The sequence below is a fragment of the Pseudomonas meliae genome (genome assembly GCF_001400515.1).
In the GTDB taxonomy this organism is placed as follows: Bacteria; Pseudomonadota; Gammaproteobacteria; order Pseudomonadales; family Pseudomonadaceae; genus Aquipseudomonas; species Aquipseudomonas amygdali.
The window spans coordinates 1-656 of the sequence record NZ_LJQT01000227.1 but is presented as its reverse complement, the minus strand read 5'-3'; the positions used below and the strand labels follow the sequence as shown (position 1 = coordinate 656).

Genomic DNA, 656 nt, shown 5'->3' with positions numbered 1-656 from the left:
TTGTCTACACCCTCTTAGAGTCAGCAAAAAACTTCCTTTATTGAAAGAAATCACTACGTACTTTCCGTTTCTAAAAGACGTCGTGACGTTCCTGGAATCGTTGAGAAGCGGCGGCGCTTACCTGGCCTACATCAACGCTCTGGAAGACATCTATGACTTTATTGCGCCACAGTACTACAACCAGGGCGGCGATGGCTTATGGGTCGATGAAGCCAATAATGGCAGCGGCCTGTGGGTCACTCAAAACAACGATGCTCACAAGAAAGATTTTCTCTACTACCTGACTGATAGCCTGATCCACGGTACACGTGGCTTCACAACAATTCCCGCCGATAGACTGGCCATTGGCTTACCCACCAATAACGACGCAGCCGCTACCGGTTATGTGGTAAACCCGCAGGATGCTATAGATGCATTGGACGACTTGAGAAAAGCCGGCAATCCGATTCGCGGGCTGATGACCTGGTCAGTCAACTGGGATGCCGGCAAGAACAAAAGCGGCGAGGAGTACAACTGGGAGTTCGTGAACCGCTACGGTTATCTCACCGGAGGCGAAACACCTGTACCGGAAAAACCATCAGTACCTGCTGATCTCAGATCAACCGAAAAAACTGCAACGTCGGTGAAACTGAACTGGTCGCTCTCGGAAGGCCCGC

1 pseudogene is annotated in these 656 nt (G+C 50.9%); it reads left to right on the top strand.

From position 1 onward, the window contains the following. A pseudogene (locus tag ALO64_RS10065) lies at nt 1-656 on the top strand (fibronectin type III domain-containing protein); the annotation flags it as partial.